This is a genomic window from Streptomyces sp. NPDC001153 (assembly GCF_053598315.1).
In genome coordinates this window covers 209,934-227,820 of the sequence record NZ_JBSFJZ010000006.1, presented here as the reverse complement: position 1 = coordinate 227,820, position 17,887 = coordinate 209,934, and the positions used below count along the sequence as shown (strand labels likewise).

Annotated in this window: 13 protein-coding genes and 1 pseudogene; 2 read left to right on the top strand and 12 right to left on the bottom strand. The window is 72.7% G+C overall.

The window, feature by feature from the left end:
* Positions 1-65 precede the first annotated feature (65 nt).
* Both ACWDEN_RS09330 and ACWDEN_RS09325 read left to right on the top strand, forming a co-directional pair.
* Positions 66-1,610: an alpha/beta hydrolase gene (locus tag ACWDEN_RS09330; RefSeq protein WP_450858202.1), complete on the top strand. Its 1,545-nt coding sequence runs from the start codon at positions 66-68 to the stop codon at positions 1,608-1,610.
* Between the two features lie 173 nt (positions 1,611-1,783).
* Positions 1,784-2,519 (top strand): annotated as a pseudogene (locus ACWDEN_RS09325) (alpha/beta hydrolase); the annotation flags it as partial.
* 65 nt (positions 2,520-2,584) lie between these two features.
* Here the strand turns inward: ACWDEN_RS09325 and moeZ are convergent.
* The 12 genes from moeZ to ACWDEN_RS09265 form a co-directional block, all read right to left on the bottom strand.
* A complete protein-coding gene (gene moeZ, locus ACWDEN_RS09320) occupies positions 2,585-3,763 on the bottom strand; it encodes an adenylyltransferase/sulfurtransferase MoeZ (protein WP_351608401.1) in 1,179 nt (392 codons plus the stop codon).
* A gap of 63 nt (positions 3,764-3,826) precedes the next feature.
* Positions 3,827-4,576 (bottom strand): spherulation-specific family 4 protein, encoded by a 750-nt coding sequence (locus ACWDEN_RS09315; RefSeq protein ID WP_351608398.1) that lies wholly within the window; start codon positions 4,574-4,576, stop codon positions 3,827-3,829.
* Positions 4,564-5,523, bottom strand: a complete 960-nt coding sequence (locus ACWDEN_RS09310) for an NAD-dependent epimerase/dehydratase family protein (protein ID WP_351608395.1) — start codon at positions 5,521-5,523, stop codon at positions 4,564-4,566. The genes ACWDEN_RS09315 and ACWDEN_RS09310 overlap by 13 nt, the downstream gene beginning before the upstream one ends.
* A gap of 334 nt (positions 5,524-5,857) precedes the next feature.
* Complete coding sequence (locus tag ACWDEN_RS09305) at positions 5,858-7,237, bottom strand: hypothetical protein (protein WP_450858264.1); 1,380 nt, start codon at positions 7,235-7,237, stop codon at positions 5,858-5,860.
* 362 nt (positions 7,238-7,599) lie between these two features.
* Positions 7,600-9,300 carry a DUF3492 domain-containing protein gene (locus tag ACWDEN_RS09300; protein WP_351608392.1) on the bottom strand — a complete coding sequence of 567 codons (1,701 nt, stop codon included), beginning with the start codon at positions 9,298-9,300 and terminating at the stop codon, positions 7,600-7,602.
* A gap of 201 nt (positions 9,301-9,501) precedes the next feature.
* Positions 9,502-11,094 (bottom strand): dipeptide ABC transporter ATP-binding protein, encoded by a 1,593-nt coding sequence (locus ACWDEN_RS09295; protein ID WP_450858198.1) that lies wholly within the window; start codon positions 11,092-11,094, stop codon positions 9,502-9,504.
* Positions 11,091-12,089 (bottom strand): ABC transporter permease, encoded by a 999-nt coding sequence (locus ACWDEN_RS09290; protein WP_351608387.1) that lies wholly within the window; start codon positions 12,087-12,089, stop codon positions 11,091-11,093. Before ACWDEN_RS09290 ends, ACWDEN_RS09295 begins: the two co-directional genes overlap by 4 nt.
* Entirely contained in the window at positions 12,086-13,129 is a 1,044-nt protein-coding gene (locus ACWDEN_RS09285) for an ABC transporter permease (RefSeq protein WP_450858196.1), read from the bottom strand. Before ACWDEN_RS09285 ends, ACWDEN_RS09290 begins: the two co-directional genes overlap by 4 nt.
* A 4-nt stretch (positions 13,130-13,133) precedes the next feature.
* Complete coding sequence (locus tag ACWDEN_RS09280) at positions 13,134-14,852, bottom strand: ABC transporter substrate-binding protein (RefSeq protein ID WP_450858195.1); 1,719 nt, start codon at positions 14,850-14,852, stop codon at positions 13,134-13,136.
* Between the two features lie 156 nt (positions 14,853-15,008).
* Positions 15,009-15,104, bottom strand: coding sequence for an Ms4533A family Cys-rich leader peptide (locus tag ACWDEN_RS09275; protein ID WP_351608378.1), 96 nt, complete (start codon positions 15,102-15,104; stop codon positions 15,009-15,011).
* A gap of 56 nt (positions 15,105-15,160) precedes the next feature.
* Entirely contained in the window at positions 15,161-16,891 is a 1,731-nt protein-coding gene (locus ACWDEN_RS09270; protein WP_450858192.1) for a DUF3152 domain-containing protein, read from the bottom strand.
* Between the two features lie 7 nt (positions 16,892-16,898).
* On the bottom strand, positions 16,899-17,882 hold the full coding sequence (locus ACWDEN_RS09265; RefSeq protein WP_351608372.1) for an alpha/beta fold hydrolase: 984 nt from the start codon (positions 17,880-17,882) through the stop codon (positions 16,899-16,901).
* Positions 17,883-17,887 lie beyond the last annotated feature (5 nt).

The window sequence follows — 17,887 nt, the reverse complement described above, 5'->3', positions numbered from 1 at the left end:
GGCGCCCGTACCTCGTACGGCTCGCGCCCCGCGCGCCCCGGCGTGCACGCCTCCAGGATGGGAACATGGCGAATCCCTCCCGGCTGCGCGCCGCCGCCCTGGCCACCGCCGGCCTGCTGCTCTCCACCCTGCTGGCCGGGTGCGGCGACGGCGGCAAGGACGGCGACCTCGCGGCGCAGAAGCTGGACTGGAAGGACTGCCCGGCTCCGTCGGAGGCCGAGGGCGGCGGCAGCGCCCCGTCCCCGCTGCCGAACGGCGGCACATGGCAGTGCGCCACCATGAAGGCGCCCCTGGACTGGAGCAGTCCGAAGGGCGACACCATCGGCATCGCCCTGATCCGCGCCAAGGCCAGCGGCCCCGCGAGCCGGCGGATCGGCTCGCTCGTGTTCAATTTCGGTGGCCCCGGCGGCAGCGGCGTCAGCTCGCTGCCCGCGTTCGCCTCGGACTACGCGGCCCTGCGCACCCGCTACGACCTGGTCAGCTTCGACCCGCGCGGGGTCGGCCGCAGCGCGCCGGTGAAGTGCGAGAGCGACTCCCAGCTGGACGTGTTCTTCCAGCAGGACGCCACCCCCGACGACAGCGCCGAGCGCACCCAACTCCTGGACCGCACCAAGCAGTTCAACGCGGCCTGCGAGAAGAACTCCAAGAAGATCCTGCCGCACGTGGCGACCACCGACGCGGCCCGCGACATGGACCTGATGCGTCAGGTCCTCGGCGACGACAAACTGCACTACTTCGGCATCTCCTACGGCACCGAACTAGGCGGTGTGTACGCCCACCTGTTCCCCAAGAACGTCGGCCGGGCCGTGCTCGACGCCGTGATCGACCCCACGCAGAACCCCGAACAGAGCGCGCTCGGACAGGCCCGGGGCTTCCAGCTCGCGCTGGACAACTTCGCCGAGGACTGCACGTCGAAGCCCACGCAATGCCCGATCGGAAGCACCCCGCAGGATGTGAAGAACCGCATCGCGAAACTGCTGAACGACCTGGAGAAGACGCCGATCCCCGGCATCGCGCCGCGCCAGCTCACCCAGACCGCCGCGACGAACGGCATCGCGCAGTCCCTGTACTCCAAGGACTTCTGGCAGTACCTCACCGAGGGCCTCGAGCAGGCGTACGCGGGCGACGGCAAGATCCTCATGCTGTTGTCCGACGCGATGAACGGCCGCAGCGAAGACGGCGAGTACAGCAACATCACCGCGGCGAACATCGCCATCAGCTGCGCCGACCAGAAGCCGCGGTACACCGCCGACTACGTCCAGCAGAAGCTGCCCGAGTTCCGTGCGGCCTCCCCGCTGTTCGGGGACTACCTGGCCTGGGGCATGCTCAGCTGCACCGACTGGCCGGTGGCGGGTGCCGCCGACCATCCCGACGTCAGCGCGCCCGGCTCGGCGCCCATCCTCGTCGTCGGCAACACGGGCGATCCGGCCACCCCCTACGAGGGTGCGAAGAAGATGGTGGACGCGCTCGGCAAGGGCGTGGCCGTCGAGCTGACGTACAAGGGCCAGGGACACGGTGCGTACGACAGCAGGAACAGGTGCGTGCAGAGCGCGGTGAACGGCTACCTGCTGGACGGGAAAGAACCGCAGGCCGGCACGGTCTGCTCCTGAGGCACACCGGAGCCTCAAACCCCCGCGACCTTGAAGAAACCGCTGGTCAGAGGGTTATCCACAGGCCGTCACGGGCTCGGTCGGGCGCGCCTACCATGGCCTGAATGCCCGGCGCGGCAGGACGCGAAGGGCCTGTGAGGGGGGTGCGTATGAGGCGGTTCCTGCGCTGGACGGCGGCGGTGCGCGCCGCTCAAGGTACGTCCACCACCGACACCGCACTCGGCGATGCCCGGATGCACTGCTTCGGCATCTCCTACGGCACCGGACTCGGCGGTGTGTACGCCCACTTGTTCCCGAAGCGGGTGGGACGGCTGATCCTCGACGCGGTGGTCGACCCGACCGCGGACGCGGTGGGCCATGCCGAGAACCAGACCCGCGGCTTCCAGCGGGCTCCGGACGACGATCTGAAGTCGACCGGCCAGGGCCCCGAGCAGGGCACCCGGAAGATCGCGGCCCTGCTGCGGCGAATCGGCGAATCCAGCCGGCCGAGGCTGGCCGCTGCGCTCGACTCGGCGCAGAAGGGGGACGGTTCGCCGCTGCCGGCGCGCGCGGACGGCTACAAAGAACGGCACTCCTCGAGGCGCTACGGCACGAAGTCCCGCTCCCAGCAGGTCATATCGCCTCTGGACGAGAGGGAGCGGCCGGCGGAGTTCGAGCGGATCTCGCCGGTGATCGGGGGACTTCCTGGGCTGGGACACGGCCGGCCGGTGCCACGACCGGCCGGTGCCGGGCCAGTTCACGACTGGGGAGGTCAGCGCACCGGGTGCGGCGCCGGTCCTGCTGGTCGGCAACACCGGCGACCCGGCCACGCCTTACGAGGGCGCCCGCAGCATGGCCGACGCACTGGGCAGGGGCGCCGGTGCCGAGCTCAACGGGACGGTGCGGAAGGACGGCAAGCCCTGCTCCTGACGTGGACGGGGGCCCCGGGCGCCGAACACGCCCGAGACCCCCGCCACCCGCACCGGGGAACCGGCTCAGTAGACCGGCTTGTGCGGTTCGATCTGGTTGACCCAGCCGATGACGCCGCCGCCGACGTGGACGGCGTCGGCGAAGCCCGCGGACTTCAGGACGGCCAGGACTTCCGCACTGCGGACCCCCGTCTTGCAGTGCAGGACGATCTTCTTGTCCTGCGGGAGGCCCTCCAGGGCGGTGCCCATGAGGAACTCGTTCTTCGGGATCAGCCTGGCGCCCGGGATGGAGACGATCTCGTACTCGTTCGGCTCGCGGACGTCGATGATCTCGATGTTCTCGCCGTCGTCGATCCACTCCTTGAGCTGCTTCGGAGTGATCGTGGAGTCGGCGGCCGCCGCCTGGGCCTCCTCGGACACGACGCCGCAGAAGGCTTCGTAGTCGATGAGCTCGGTGACGGTCGGGTTCTCGCCGCAGACCGCGCAGTTCGGGTCCTTGCGGACCTTGACCTGGCGGTACGTCATCTCCAGGGCGTCGTAGATCATCAGGCGGCCGACCAGCGGCTCGCCGATGCCCGCGAGGAGCTTGATGGCCTCGTTGACCTGGATGGAGCCGATGGACGCGCAGAGCACGCCCAGGACGCCGCCCTCGGCGCAGGAGGGGACCATGCCGGGGGGCGGGGGCTCCGGGTAGAGGCAGCGGTAGCAGGGGCCGTGCTCGGACCAGAAGACGGAGGCCTGGCCGTCGAAGCGGTAGATCGACCCCCACACGTACGGCTTGTTCAGCAGCACGCACGCGTCGTTGACCAGGTAGCGCGTCGCGAAGTTGTCGGTGCCGTCGACGATCAGGTCGTACTGGCTGAAGATGTCCATCACGTTCTCGGCTTCGAGCCGCTCCTCGTGAAGGATCACGTTCACGTACGGGTTGATGCCCTTGACGGTGTCACGGGCGGACTCGGCCTTGGAGCGGCCGATGTCGGACTGGCTGTGGATGATCTGGCGCTGCAGGTTCGACTCGTCCACCTCGTCGAACTCCACGATGCCGAGGGTGCCCACGCCCGCGGCGGCCAGGTACATCAGCGCCGGCGAGCCCAGGCCGCCGGCGCCCACACACAGCACCTTGGCGTTCTTCAGCCGCTTCTGCCCGTCCATGCCCACGTCGGGGATGATCAGGTGGCGGGAGTACCTGCGGACCTCGTCTACGGTGAGCTCAGAGGCTGGCTCAACCAGGGGTGGCAGCGACACGGGGACTCCGTTGGTCGGTCAATCACTACAGTTGTTCTCCCCGTAACACTGCCACGGCCTTCTTCATTCCGAGACACCCGTTCCGATGCGCGAGACGATTTCGTCCCAGTAGCCGGGCATGGTCTCCCAGGGGTCGCTGCGGCCGCCTCGGTCCGTGCGGTCGGTGAAGTAGATCGTCGCCGCTCCCTGCCAGCGGGCGATACGCAGCGCCTCCTCCAGATGGCCGCGGGGCACGCTGTGCACGAAGTGGCAGAAGCGGTCCGGCGGGTAGTCGGCGGTCCACTCGGCGACCTGCGACCAGCGGTAGTCGGACCAGGGGCCGGAGAAGGTCACCAGTTGATCGGCGTTCTCCGCGTACCCGGGGTGCGGATGGCTGCCGTGGCCGAGGACGATGTGGGCGGTGTCACTGATCGTCCGGAGCGTGGTGACCGCGCGGCGGACCTCGGGGAGCGCGGTGCGGTCGGTGGGGCAGCGGTCCAGCAGGAAGCCGTCGACGCGGTACCAGTCGAGGTGGCGGTGGGCGTCGGAGAGCAGGTCGGCGAAGGCGCGGGTGCCGTGGGCGAGGTCCAGGTGGCCGAGGACCCGGACGCCCGCTCGCCGCAGCCGGCCCGCGGCCTCCAGGCAGTGCGGGTCCGGGCGGGTGCCGGGGCCGGCGGCCACGTTCAGGACCACCCAGTCCAGCGGGGTGCCCGGGCGGGCGAGCTCGGCCCACTGGGCGGGAGCGACGAGGGGGTGGGCGTAGCCGGGGACGCCGATGGCGGTGCGCAGGCCGGTGCTCGTGGCGCCTGCTGTGGTGCTGGTCAGATGCGGCATGCCGCCTCCATCCAGATGTCGGCCAGGGATTCTTCGAGGTTGATGCGGGGCCGCCAGCCGAGCCGGTCGCGCGCGGTGCGCACGTCGGCCTGCTGCCAGCTGCCGCAGCCGTCCGGGTACGGGTACGCCATCGGGGCCGCGTGGTCGGAGTCGGCGCGGGGGTGGCCGATGGCGCTGCGCAGCGGGCCGGGCGGGGCGTCGAGTTCGTGCAGGGCGCCGCCGTATCCGGCCACGCGCGCGAGGACGGCGGCGGCGTCGCGGAGGCGGACGGCGCGGCCGGAGCCGATGTTGATGACGCCCTGCGCGGCGGAGAGCGAGGCGGCGTGCACGGCGCGGGCGACGTCGCGTACGTCGACGAAGTCGCGCTGCACGCCGAGGCCGCCGAGTTTGAGCTCACCGTCGCCGGACTGCATGGCGCGCCGCATGGCCTCGGCGAGCCGGCCCAGCGGGGAGCCGGCCGGGGTGCCGGGGCCGGCCGGGGAGAAGATCCGCAGTACGACGGCGTCCAGTCCGGAGCCGAGGACCAGCTCGGTCGCGGCGAGCTTGCTCACGCCGTACGGGCCGCCGGGGCGCGGTACGGCGTCCTCGGCGGTCGAGGAGCCGGGCTGGCTCGGCCCGTACTCGGAGCTGCAGCCGATCTGCACCAGCCGGGCCCCGCAGCCGCTGCGGCGCAGGGCCTCGCAGACGGTGGCGACGGCCACGGTGTTGTGCCGGGTCAGTTCGCGGGCACCGCCGCGGATGGCGCCGGCGCAGTTGACGACGACCCCGGGGTGGACCGCGTCGAGGAAGCGGGTGAGGGCGCCGGGGCTGCCCGTGGCGAGGTCGAAACGGACGTCGGCGTCGTCGCCGCGGCCGAGCGCGGTGAGCTGGACGGCCGGGTCGGCGAGCAGGCGGTCGGCGACGAAGCGGCCGATGTATCCGTTGGCTCCGATCAGCAGAACCCTCATCGGACGGCTCCCTGGGTGCGGGCGCCGGCCTGACGGGCGGGGCCGAGGTGATGACCGGCAGGGCCCATGTGACCGGCGGCGCCGAGGGGTTCCGTGGGCCGGGAGGGGGCGGCGGGTCCGCTCTCTCCCGCGGTGCCGGCGGATCCGGTGGTTTCCCGGACTCCGGCTCCGGCGGTCCCGGCGGATTGTGCGCCTGCGGCTGCGACTGCTGCGGACGCGCCGGCGGCTCCGGGGTCTCCGGACGCTCCGGGTCGGGAGGTGGTCATCTGGCTTTCTCCTTCAAAAGGCGTGGTGCGGTCGCCTCCGGCGGCGGTTCGGGCCGGTGGCGGAAGATTCAATCGGGGGCTCCGGTGGGCGCGTGCGCCGAGGCCTGGGTGAGGGTGCGGCCGGCGTGGAACAGCAGGGCCAGCGCGGCCGTGCCGCAGGCGAGGGCCGGGACGGCGGCCTCGCCCCAGGCGTCCAGCAGCGTGCGTACGGGGGCCGTCAGGACGGCACAGCCCGGCAGCCTTCCGGCCAGCGGCAGGGCGAGGGCCACCGCCTCCGTGGCCGCCGCGGCACCGAGCACCACGGCCGGGGCGTGCCGGTGGCCGTGGACGGTGAGCAGGCGGGCGAGCAGCAGCAGGGCGCCCAGGGCGAGGGTCTGCGGGTAGGCCACGGGTCCGTGCAGGACGGTGCCGCACACCAGGAGCAGGGCGGTGAGCGCGCCCAGGAACAGGGCGAACGTGCCGAACAGCAACGGCTTGGCGGCGGCTGTGAAGTCCTCCAGACCCCGGCTGCCGGTGAGCCTTCGGCGGGCGCCCGCGCTGAGCAGATGGGCGCACCAGGCCGCCGGGGCACAGGCCAGGATCAGGGCCAGGGCGGGGGCGACGGCCGTGGGCCAAGGGCCGTCCGGGATGCCGGTCGGCAGGGCATCGGGGCCACCGGTCGCGACGGCGTGGAGGAGGCCGTCGCCGAGGAGGGCGTACCCGAGCAGCCACAGGGTCCACGCACGCGTGCCGTACGCCGTGCGCCACGCGTGCGTGCCGGGCGGACTGGCGAGGGGGCCGCGGCGCAGCGCGGCGCGCGTGGCGAGGGCCACGGCGAGGATGCCGACGGCGGCGGCCAGGAGGCGGGGGTGTCCGTGGGTGAGGCGCAGTCCGGCCACGGTGGCCGCGCCGAGGGCGCCCGGCAGGAGGGTGAGCAGGATCCAGTCGGCGCGCACGCGGGGTACGGGCAGGGGCTCGGGGTCTGGGCCCTGCTCGCCGCCTCGCGGCACGCGCGCGTACAGCTCCTCGGCGAGCGAGAAGACATCGCGGTGGCGGAAGCGGGCGGCGGTCCGGTCGGTGACACCGTGCGCCTCCAGCCCGGCGGCGATCTCCAGCGGGTCCACGGCCCGCTCGCACAGCTCACGGTGCCGGTGCAGCAGGGCTTTCACGGGGTCGGCGGCGCCACGCCGGGGCGCGGCGACGCGCCGTTTGCCCGACTCCCCGTTGCCCGGGCGGGAGTTGTCCGGCGCCGGCCGTGTGGCGGCGCCCGTGGCGAGCGGTCCAAGGCGGCCCGGCCGCCCGTCCGGCGCGGCGGTGCCGACGGGGCCTCGCGCACCGGAGACGGAGGCGGACGGCGCCGACGAGGTGGCGCCGTACGGGACTTCCTCGGGGCCCCGCTCTGTCCCGAACCACTCCCCCGGCCCCGGGTCCCAGGGCTCAGCCGCGCTGGGCATCCCGGGCCGGTCCATCCCGCCCGGCGCACCGGCCACCCGCCCGCCGTCGTCACAAGCCCCCGGCGCGACGGCCGAACCGGAGCCCCCGGCTCCCTCCGGCACGCCGGTGCCCAGCCCGCTCAGCGCCTCCGGTGCCCCGGCAGCCGAGCCCAAGCTCCCCGCCCCGTCCGCCACCCCGGCAGCCGAACCCGACAACCCCATGTCCGGCGCACCCGGCGCACCCGGCGCACCCGGCGCCCCGGCGCCCGAATCCGCGTGGCCCAGCCCCGCCGGCGCCCCCCTGCCCAGCGGGCCGAGGTCTCGTAGCGCGTCCCGGTCGCTCAACTCGTCCACCGCCCCGGTGTGGTCTCGGCCCGTGCGGTCGTCCCGTGTGTCCATCACGCCCCCTCAGCGGCGGCCAGTCGTGTCGCGCGCACCGGTGGGGCCGTGGCCCAGCCGGGGACGGTCCGGGGCAGGACGCGGGCCGTGGGGCCGGTCCAGCGGCCGGGGATGTGGGACTCGGCGGGGGTGGCGAACGGCAGGGGTTCGCCGGCCTCGTCGAGGACGACCCGGCGGACCGGGCAGTGCGAGACGATCTGCAGGTAAATGCCGTGGAACGCGGCGACGTTCTGCTCGACGGTGAAGAGTTCGAGCGCGCGGGCGCGCGCGGCGGCGCCGAGGCGCGCACGGCGCTCGGGGTCGCGCAGCAGCGCCACGCACGCCTCGGCGAGTGCCCGCGGATTGCGCGGAGGCACGACGAGTCCCGTGCCCCCGATGACCTCCACCACCGCGCCGACGTCGGTGGACACCGTGGCCCGGCCGCAGAACATGGCCTCGATCAGGCCGACCGGGAAGCCCTCGACCACGCTGGACAGCACGGCGACCGCACCGGCGGCGTACGCCTCGGGCAGCGTGGGGGTCTCCGGGCCGCCGATCTCCTCGAAGGAGACCGGGTTGTCGCCGACGGCGTGCACGCCCTCCGCCTCGTCCGGGAAGAGCTGTGCGGCGAGCGCCCGGCAGTGGCCGAGGTAGGCGGCGCCCTCGGGTCCCGAGGGCGTGCCGACGATCCTGAGGCGCGCCTCGGGCTCCTCCTTGCGGACCTCGGCGAAGGCGTGCAGCAGTGAGATCAGGTCCTTGGCGGGTTCGACGCGCCCGACCCAGACCAGGGTGCCGGGGTCGGCGCGGTCCGGGGCCTCGCCGACCTCCGCGAAGCGGGTGGCGTCCATGCCCGGGTGGACCGTGCGGATCCGGGCCCGGTCGGCCCCGCACCGTTCCTGCCAGCGGCGGGCGTGGGCGTTGCCCGGGGTGAGGATCTCGGCGCGCCGGTAGACCTCGGCGGCGAGCCGGCCGTGGAAGGCGGCGAGCAGTGCGCGTACGGCCGGGGCGGCGGTGTCGGGGCCGAGGGCCAGGTAGTGGGAGCGGAGTTGCACGCCGTACTCGGTGACGAGCAGCGGTACGTCGGCGAAGTGCCGGGCGAGCAGCCCGGGGAGGGCTGCGGAGCCGCCGGCGGCGGCGTGGCTGAGGTCGGCCGCGCCGAGGCCGTCGTCGCCGTACCAGTCGAGGGAGAGAGGGCGCAGGGCGCGTTCGAGGTGTGCGGTGACGGTGAGGAGATCGGGTACGCGCGCCTCGCGCGCCGTGCGCAGCGCGCCGGGGGCGCGGCAGGCGCGTTCGAGGGTGCGTACGGCGGCGTCCGAGCGCAGGGCGGCGACCAGTCCGCCCTCCTCGCGGGCGAGTTCGGCGAGTCCGTACAGCGCGCTGCCGAAACGGTCCGCCAGATCGGTGGACGCCCCCTCGGAGGCGGCACCGGTCCCGTCGCACACCGCTCCGGCCAGTTCGCCGTAACACTCGGTGAAGCGCCGGCGCGTGCGCCGCCCGTAGGCGACCCCGTCATCCTCGGCCGTCCACAGCGGTGCCGTACGCACCCGGCCGACCTGCGGCGGGAGCGCGACCCAGCCGTCGTCCTCCTGGCGCCTGCTGCGGCTGAGCGCGTAGATGTCGAACTCGTGCTGGTCGAGCCCGCGCACGAGCCGGTCGCACCAGAGTCCGGCGTCACCGCTCACATACGGATAGCCACCCTCCGTAAGCAGTCCGATGCGCACGCGTGCACCCCCGATCTCCTGTCCGGTGAGCCGCCGTTCGTCCGGCGGCTCGCAGCGGGACGAACGTAAGCGGACAAGGCGGTGGCGCGACGGACGGTTGTCCATCGCGCCACCAAAAGGGGTGAACGGTCGTAACTTTCGCGTGCGGGTCGCGTTCGGCCGCGCTAAGGCATCACACGGCGATCAACCATGCACGAAACGTTACGCCACGGCCGGTTCGTGTCGCGCCGCGCGCCGCCGTGCCGCCAGTTCCGGGTCGAGTGCAGGTACGGCGGCCAGGAGCTCCCTGGTGTACGGCTCGCGCGGGCTGTCGTACACCTCGTCGGCCGGCCCGTACTCGACGACCCGGCCCCGGCGCATCACCGCGACCCGGTCGCTGACCTGCCGTACGACGGCGAGGTCGTGGGCGATGAAGACCAGCGCGAGGCCGAGTTCCCGCTGGAGCTCGCCGAGCAGCTCGACCACCTGGGCCTGTGTGGTGACGTCGAGCGCGGAGACCGGCTCGTCGCAGACGATGACGCGCGGATCGGCGGCGAGCGCCCGGGCGATGCCGATGCGCTGGCGCTGACCGCCGCTGAACTCGTGCGGGTAGCGGTCGAAGTGCGCCCTTTCGAGCCCCACGCGCTCCAGCAACTCCGTCACACGCCCCCTGATGCGCTCCTCGTCGTGGTCGCCACGCGCGCGGAGCGGGTCGGCGATGGACTCGCCCACGCTGCGGCGCGGGTTGAGGGAGGAGACGGGGTCCTGGAAGACCATCTGGACGGCCGGGTTCACGCCGGTGTGCGGGCGGCCCTCGTAGCGGATCGCGCCGGCGGTCGGCTGCAGCAGCCCGACCAGCATGCGGCCGAGTGTCGTCTTGCCGCTGCCGCTCTCGCCGACCACGCCGAGCGTCTCGCCGCGGCGGACGGTCAGCGAGACGTCGTCCACGGCCGCGAACGCCCGCCTGCCGCGCCCGAACTCGCGCCGCAGCCCGGTGGCCTCCAGCACGACCTCGTCGGAGGCCGCGGAGGCGGTGCGGCGGGCGTCCACGCGCGGGACGGCGTCGAGGAGTTCCCGGGTGTACGCCTCGGCGGGCGCCGCGAGGACCGTGCCGACCGGGCCGTGCTCGACGACCCTGCCGTGCCGCATGACGAGGATGTCGTCCACGCTCTCGGCGGCGACGCCCACGTCATGGGTGACGAGCAGCAGGCCCATGCCGGTCTCCTCGCGCAGCGTGTGCAGCAGGTCGAGGATCTGGGCCTGGACGGTGACGTCGAGGGCGGTGGTCGGCTCGTCGGCGATCAGCAGGTCCGGCTCGCAGGCGAGGGCCATGGCGATGAGGGCGCGCTGGCGCATGCCGCCGCTGAACTCGTGCGGGCGGGACCGGGACCGCCGTGCCGCGTCCGGAATTCCAACCCGCTCCAGCACCTGCACGGCACGCGCGCGTGCGCTGCGGCGCGACACGCGCGTGTGCACGCGGTGGACCTCGGCGATCTGGTCGCCGATCGCGTAGTAGGGGTCCAGCGAGGACAGCGGGTCCTGGAAGACCATGGCGGCCTTGGCGCCGCGCAGCCGCCGCAACTCCTCCTCCGGGGCCGCCTGTACCTCCGTGCCGGCGACGCGGACCTGGCCGGTGACCCGGGCTCCGGTGCCGCGGTGCAGGCCCAGCAGGGCGCCGGCGACCGTGGACTTGCCGGAACCGGACTCGCCGACCAGGGCCAGCGCGGCGCCCTTCGCGAGGCTGAAGGAGATTCCGTCCACGGCCCGCAGCGGGCCGAACTCGACGGTCAGGTCCGTGACTTCCACCAGGCTCATCGGAGCACCACCCGTCGATCGGCCACCGCGTACAGGACGTCCGCGACGGCGTTGGCGAGGACCACGAAGAATCCGATGACCAGGACCATGCCGACGACCACCGGCAGGTCGACGACGTTCACCGCGTGCACCAGTTCCTGGCCGATGCCGGGCAGCCCGAAGAGGGTCTCGGTGAGGACGGCACCGCCGACGGCCGAGCCGACGTTGTTGGCGTTCAGCGCGATCACGGGCGCCAGGGCGCCGCGCAGGGCGTGCCGGCCGACGATCGCGCGCTCCGCGACGCCGTACGCCCGGAAGGTGCGGATGTGGTCCTCGGCAAGGGTCTCCAGCATGGCGGCGCGGGTGAGGCGGGCGAAGGACGCCGCCTCGATCAGGGCGAGCGAGAGCCAGGGCAGCAGCAGGTTCCAGGCCCATTGCTCGGGGTCGTCGGAGAAGTTCACGTACTGCGGGAAGGGCAGCAGCTGCAGTTCGCCGCAGACGACGATCATCAGCACCAGGCCGATGACGAAGACGGGCGTGGCCGTGCCCGCGAGGGTGATCGCGGTCAGCACGCGCTCGGAGATCCGGCCGCGTCGCCACGCGGACAGCACACCGGTGCCGACGCCGAGGAGGAGCCACAGCACCATGGCGCCGAGGACCAGCGACAGGCTGACCGGCAGCTTGGTCAGGATGATGTCCAGGACCTGCTGGTCGGTCTGGTACGACTGCCCCAGGCAGGGCGCGGCGCAGTGCTCGACCGCGGTGCCCGTGGAGAAGTCCTGGCCGACGAACAGGCCCTGCAGGAAGTGCCAGTAGCGCAGGTAGAGGGGGTCGCCGAGCTTCAGCTGCGCGGCGACCTGGTGCACCTGTTCCGGTGAGCAGCGCGGGCCGCAGGTGATCTGGGCGACGTTGCCGGGAGTGACGTAGAAGACGACGTAGACGATCACCGAGATGGCGAGCAGGGTGACCACCACGCCCAGGGCACGGCGCAGCAGAAATCCGCCGAGGCCGCTCATGCGGTTGCCTCCTTGTCGTTCATGGCGCCCTCGATGCCCTTGGCGTCCTCGACGACCTTGGCGTCTTTGCGGCCGGTGCCGACGCGCAGGCGGGAGGCGGCGCGCGGGTCGAGGGCGGTGCGCACGCCGTCGCCGAGGACCGTGAGGGCGAGGACGGTGACGAACAGGGCGCCGGCCGGCAGCAGCAGGTACTGGGGCGCGGCCTGGTACCAGACGTCCGCGGCGGTCAGCATCTGTCCCCAGGACGGGGTGGGCGGCTTCACGCCGACGCCGAGGAAGGACAGCGCCGCCTCGACGGAGATGTTCGTGGGCACCAGCAGGGCGGCGTAGGTGATGACGGGCGCGGCGAGGCCGGGCAGCAGTTCGCGGCGGGCGACGTGCCAGGTGCCCCAGCCGCTCAGCCGGGCCGCGGAGACGTGGTCGAGCCCCTTGAGCGAGAGGGTCTGGGCCCGCACGATCTTCGCGATGTTGCCCCAGGCGATCAGGCCGATGACCAGGGTGACCAGGACCGGCCGCGGGAAACTGGACGGCACGATGGCCAGCAGTGCCAACGACATGATCATGAGCGGCATCGAGACGATGATGTCCGTGGCACGGCTCAACAGTTGATCAACCCATCGGTTGCCGAGCGCGGATCCCACGCCGACCGCGACACCGATGGCGACCTGCACCACCGTGGCTGCCAGCGCGACGCCCAGCGACACCCGCGCCCCGTACACCAGGCGGGCGAACAGGTCGCGGCCGGTCTGCGGTTCGACGCCCAGCCAGTGGTCGGCGCCGATGCCGCCGAGGGAGCCGATGGGCACGCCCCCGCGCGCGGAGTCGACCAGGGACGGGTGGTAGGTGGTGGGGTCCTGGCCCTCCAGGGCGGTGAGCAGCGGCGCGGCGAGCGCGACCAGGACGAGCAGCGCGACGACGGCCGCGGCGACCAGGGCGGCGCGCTGCGCGCGCAGCCGCCGCCAGAACTGACGGGCCCCCGAAGCCGCCGGGACGGAAGCGTCCGTCCCGGCGGCCCCGACGGCGACGAGTGCCTCGCTCACGGCGCTACTTCACCGCGACCTGGGAGATGTCCAGCACGCCGGTCCAGTCGCTGATGACGATGTTCTTGACGTCCTTGCCGTACAGACGCTTGTAGACCGGGTGGAACAGCGGCACGACGAGGGCCTTCTCGCCGATCTTCTTGTCCAGTGCGCCCCACCGCTCGGCGGCCGCGTCAAGGTCGGTCAACTTGTTGATCGCGTCAATCTCGTCATTGACCGACTTGTCATTGAGCAGGCCCGTGTTGAAGTTCGCGCCGTCCTTGACGATCTGCCGGCCGTCGAAGATCGGCGCGAGGAACGGACCGCCGGAGGGCCAGTCGGCACCCCAGTGCGCGAGGAAGAAACCGGGCTCGGTCTTCACGCTGTGGATCTTGTCCCGGTAGTCGTTGTCCTCCAGGCCCTGCAGCCTGACCGTGATGCCGGCCTTCTTGAGCGCGTCCTGGACGGCGGTCGCGATCTCGGGGCTGGTCTCGAAATCCTTGGCGTTGGAATGGGTCAGCGTCACCGTGAGACCGCTCTTGTAACCGGCCTGGGCGAGCAGGTCCCTGGCCTTGGCCGGATTGCCGGACGCACCGGCCGGGAACGGGTCGTACGGCGTGTGGCCGAAGGACTTCTGGTCGGGCAGGAAGGTGGTGGCGGACTCGGCCAGCGCGCTGCCGCCGGCCGCGTTGACCACCGAGGAGCGGTCGACGGCGTAGGCGATCGCCTGCCGCACCTTCGGGTTGTCGAACGGCTTCACGGTCGGGTTGAACGCGATGTAGTTCGTGTAGCCGAAGTGGCCGGTGCCCACGCGCGCGGCCAGTTCCCTGTCGCCGCTGACCTTGGCGAGCTCGGCCGGGCCGAGGTTGGTGTCCGTGGTGACCGCGGCGGCGTCCACACCCTGGGACGCGGACAGCCGCTGGTTGATCACCGGGGAGTCGAGGCCGGAGCGGACGTCGATGGTGTCCGGGTAGGCCTTGCGCTGGTCGTCGACGGCCGCCGACCAGTACGTGTTGCGCTCCAGGACCAGGTGCTCACCGTCGTTCTCGTTCCTGACGACCTTGTAGGGGCCGGACGAGATCGGGTGCTCCTCGTACTTGGTGCCGTTGTCCTTGCTCCTGGGCACCGGGGTGAACTGCGTCTGCGTGGCGAGGAACGGGAACTCGCCCTCGGGCTTGTTCAGATGGAAGACGATGGTCCGCGCGTCCGGCGTCTCGATCGCCGAGAGCCCCTTCTTGTCCTTGTAGGGCCCCTGGTAGTCGGCCGCACCGACCAGCCAGTCCCGCAAGTAGGGTGCGCCGCCGGAGAGTTCGGGGGCGAAGGAGCGCTCGATGCCGTACTTGATGTCGGCCGCGGTGATCGGGGTGCCGTCCTCGTACTTGAGTCCCGCCTTCAGGGTGTACGTCCACACGGTCGCGTTCTTGCTGGGGCGCCCGGTGTCGGTGGCGAGGTCGGGGACGACCTTGGCGCCGGCCGCGCCGTTCGCGCGGTTGCGCGTGGTGAGGGTGCGGAAGACCAGCGAAGGGACGTTTCCGCCGCCGGAGGTGTAGAGGCGGGCCGGGTCGAAGTCGGTCTGCGGCTGGGAGTTCAGCACCGTGAGGGTGCCGCCCCTGTGGGGCGTGGAGTCGCCACCGGAGCCCTTGGCACCGTTGTCCTTCGGGCCGCAGGCGGCGGCGCCCGCTGCCACGACCAGGCTGACGGATGCCGCTGCCACGCGGCGCGCTATGACGGACGGTTGACGCATCGGAATGACGACCTCTCGAATACTGAGACTTACAGACAAGGGGTGAGACGATTGCGGGCAGACGTCAGCCCCGGCGTCGGTCGTCGAAAATCCGTGACTCACTCACGGACACAAAAGGGAGAAAAGGGTCGCGACGCGAACGCCAGGGAGGCGGCGTCAGCGACAGTGGACGTCGGCCACGCAGAGTGCGGTCACGCCGATGAGCGCCAGCTCGATGGCTGCGCTGTCGGAGGCGGCATGACTAGACCACATGCACAGGAATATGAACGAACTCGCGCCGCATGTCAATGTGACATAAGTGGTATCCGTCAACTCCTGGGATAAGGCCAGGGGTTGGGCAGACAGTGGATTCCGTCATGGTCGAGGAACTTGGTCTGCTGCTGCATGACGGGGGCGAGTTCGCCGTCCTTCTGACACGTCACATGGCCGTGGCCGAGCCGGTGACCGACCTCATGATTGATCAACATCTGCCGGTAGGCGTACATCTTGTCGCCATATGTCGTGCTGCCCTGGGCCCACCTGTATGCATTGATCATCACTCGTTCGGTGGCAGCCGAGTCACAGGAGACGTTGTCCTCGGTGGTGTCGAGCCCGGACTTGGCGCACCACTCGGCGGTCGTACCGGGGCTCGCCAGCGTGATCACGAAGTCGGGCTTGCCGGAGGAGATCCGCTCGAAGGTGCGGGCGCCGGCGTGGGCCCAACTGCGGTCGTCGTTCAGGGTCTTCTGCACGGCCTCGGCGAACAGCTCGCCGTCCAGGCCGAGTCCCTGCTCGACGTCCACGCGGTAGGTGTACTTCTGCCCGGTGCCGGGCGCCTTGGCGAAACCGGGCACGGAGTCGAACTTCCCCGAGCCCTTCAGCGTGGAGCTGAGCGGGTACTTCCGGTCCATCTTCTGCTCGTACGACAGCGTGGCCGTGCCGGGCGAGGCGGACGGGGTCGCACCGCCGGGGGTGCGTGCGTCCCGGGCCTGGTCGGTGGCGGAGTTCGACTCTGCGCCGCCGTCGTGGTGCGACCCGGTCACCTGGCCGGCGACGACCACCGCGAGCACGGTGGTGACGGCGGCCGCCGCGATTCCGGTGAAGGCCCGTCCCTTGCCGCCGGTGCGCTGCGCGGGCAGGCCGGCGGGGCGCTCGGCGGGCGGGCCGGCCGGGGTTGCGTCATCGGCGTCCGCCTCCGGCGCGTCGGCCGGGTGTTCCACGGCGGGGCGAGGCGTCCCCGTGCGGGGCGTGAAGACGTCGACGTCGACGTCGTCGTCGAGGCCGACGCCGCGGACGCGCCCGTCGGCGAAGGCGTCGAGGTACTCCTGCCGGGGCCCGGAGCCGGGCCCCGGCCCGGCCGACCGCTGCCGCGGAAGCACCACACCGGGACCGGCCGCCCCCGCGAACCGGCCCCAGCCCCCGCCGGTTTCCCGCTGCTCGGGATGCCCACCACGCGTGGGAGCGCCCTCACGAAGACGGGGGACGCCGTGCGCGGGCGTGCCGTCGGGGAGACGGGGGACGCCGTGTGCCGGGGTGCCGTCGGGAAGCCTCGGGACGCCGTGCGCGGGCGTGCCACCCGGAACCCTCGGGACGCCGTGCGCGGGAGTGCCCTCCGGAAAGCCCGGGACACCGCGCGCGGGAGCGCCATGAGGGAGGCGGGGGACGCCGCGCGCCGGAGTCCCCTCCCCGAAACGCGGCACACCCCGGCCCGGCGTGCCGTCCGCGAACCTCGGAACACCCTGCGCGGGCGTGCCGTCAGGCGGACGAGGCACACCCCGCACCGGAGCCCCCTCCCCGAAACGCGGCACACCCTGGGCCGGAGTCCCCTCCCCGAAACGTGGCGCGTGGTCCTGCGGGAACGTCGGTGGTTCTTGCGGGCCGCGCGGCGGGTATCCGGTTGCGGTTGCGGCATCGGCACTGGTGCCGGCCCCGTCCGTCGGTGCCTGTCGCCGGCCGGGCAGGAGCGGCTGCCCGTCCCGGGCGCCGCCCTTCCGCCTGGCGGCGGGTATGTCCGCGGAGTCGCCCTTCGGAGACGGGCCGCGGCGGCTGTGACGTCCCACGCCGGCCTCAGCTCCCCGTGCCCGAGTCGGTGCCGGCGTCCCCGGTCTCCGCGAGGAGTTCCCGGAAGGCCGTGGCCACCACGCCCGGGTACTCCATCATCGCCACGTGCCCCGCGTCCGGCAGGGACAGCAGGCGCGAGTCGCGGAAGGCGCGGGCGGCCCGGCCGGCCATGCGGAAGCCGACCAGCTGGTCGCGGCCGCCGTAGATCAGCAGGGTCGGCGCGAGCACACGCTCGGCCTGGCGCCACAGCCCGTGCTGTCCGCCGAGCGTGTAGGCGTTGACGATCCCGCGCGCGGAGCGGGCCATCGCGTCCCAGAAGTACGGCAGCTGCAGCCGCCGCTCCAGTTCCTCCACGGCGTGCTGGAACGCCTCGGGCGACACCCGCCCGGGGTCGCCGTAGCAGAGCGCCAGGACACCGCGCACCCGCTGCTCGGCCGTCCACCCCCTGGTGAACCGGGTGAACAGGGCGGCGACGCCGGGCACGCCGAGCAGCGCGGTCGGCGCCGCGGTGCGCTGGATGCGCAGCTCCGGCAGGGCCGGCGACACGAGTGTGAGCGTGCGGACGAGGTCGGGGCGTACGGCCGCCACGCGCGTGGCGACCGCGCCGCCGAGGGAGTTGCCGAACAGGTGGACCGGGCCGCGCCCGGCCGCGTCGAGATAGCGGATCACCGCACGCGCGTGCCCGGTGACGGAGTAGTTCCCGTCGTCCGGGGGCGGGGAGTCGCCGAAGCCCGGAAGGTCGACCGCCTCGCCGTCGACCACGCCGTCCAGCTCGGCCATCAGCGCCGACCAGTTCTGCGAGGATCCGCCGAGCCCGTGGACGTACAGCGCGGGCGGCAGGCCCTCGCGCGCGGGAGGGCGGGAACGGATCGACAGGGTGACCCCGGGCAGCCCCACGGACCGCAGCCGCTCGCCCTCACCGACCCGGACGGGCGCCACCCGCGGAAGCACACTGGCGGCCGGCACGGACGGCGACTCGGTCGAAGACATGCGGC

What these genes read in the sequence shown, in the direction of transcription:
- ACWDEN_RS09275 (WP_351608378.1), bottom strand. Translation starts at nt 15,104, where the DNA reads ATGTGGTCTAGTCATGCCGCCTCCGACAGCGCAGCCATCGAGCTGGCG.
- ACWDEN_RS09280 (WP_450858195.1), bottom strand. Translation starts at nt 14,852, where the DNA reads ATGCGTCAACCGTCCGTCATAGCGCGCCGCGTGGCAGCGGCATCCGTC.
- ACWDEN_RS09330 (WP_450858202.1), top strand. Translation starts at nt 66, where the DNA reads ATGGCGAATCCCTCCCGGCTGCGCGCCGCCGCCCTGGCCACCGCCGGC.
- ACWDEN_RS09265 (WP_351608372.1), bottom strand. Translation starts at nt 17,882, where the DNA reads ATGTCTTCGACCGAGTCGCCGTCCGTGCCGGCCGCCAGTGTGCTTCCG.
- ACWDEN_RS09310 (WP_351608395.1), bottom strand. Translation starts at nt 5,523, where the DNA reads ATGAGGGTTCTGCTGATCGGAGCCAACGGATACATCGGCCGCTTCGTC.
- ACWDEN_RS09290 (WP_351608387.1), bottom strand. Translation starts at nt 12,089, where the DNA reads ATGAGCGGCCTCGGCGGATTTCTGCTGCGCCGTGCCCTGGGCGTGGTG.
- ACWDEN_RS09315 (WP_351608398.1), bottom strand. Translation starts at nt 4,576, where the DNA reads ATGCCGCATCTGACCAGCACCACAGCAGGCGCCACGAGCACCGGCCTG.
- ACWDEN_RS09305 (WP_450858264.1), bottom strand. Translation starts at nt 7,237, where the DNA reads ATGGACCGGCCCGGGATGCCCAGCGCGGCTGAGCCCTGGGACCCGGGG.
- ACWDEN_RS09295 (WP_450858198.1), bottom strand. Translation starts at nt 11,094, where the DNA reads ATGAGCCTGGTGGAAGTCACGGACCTGACCGTCGAGTTCGGCCCGCTG.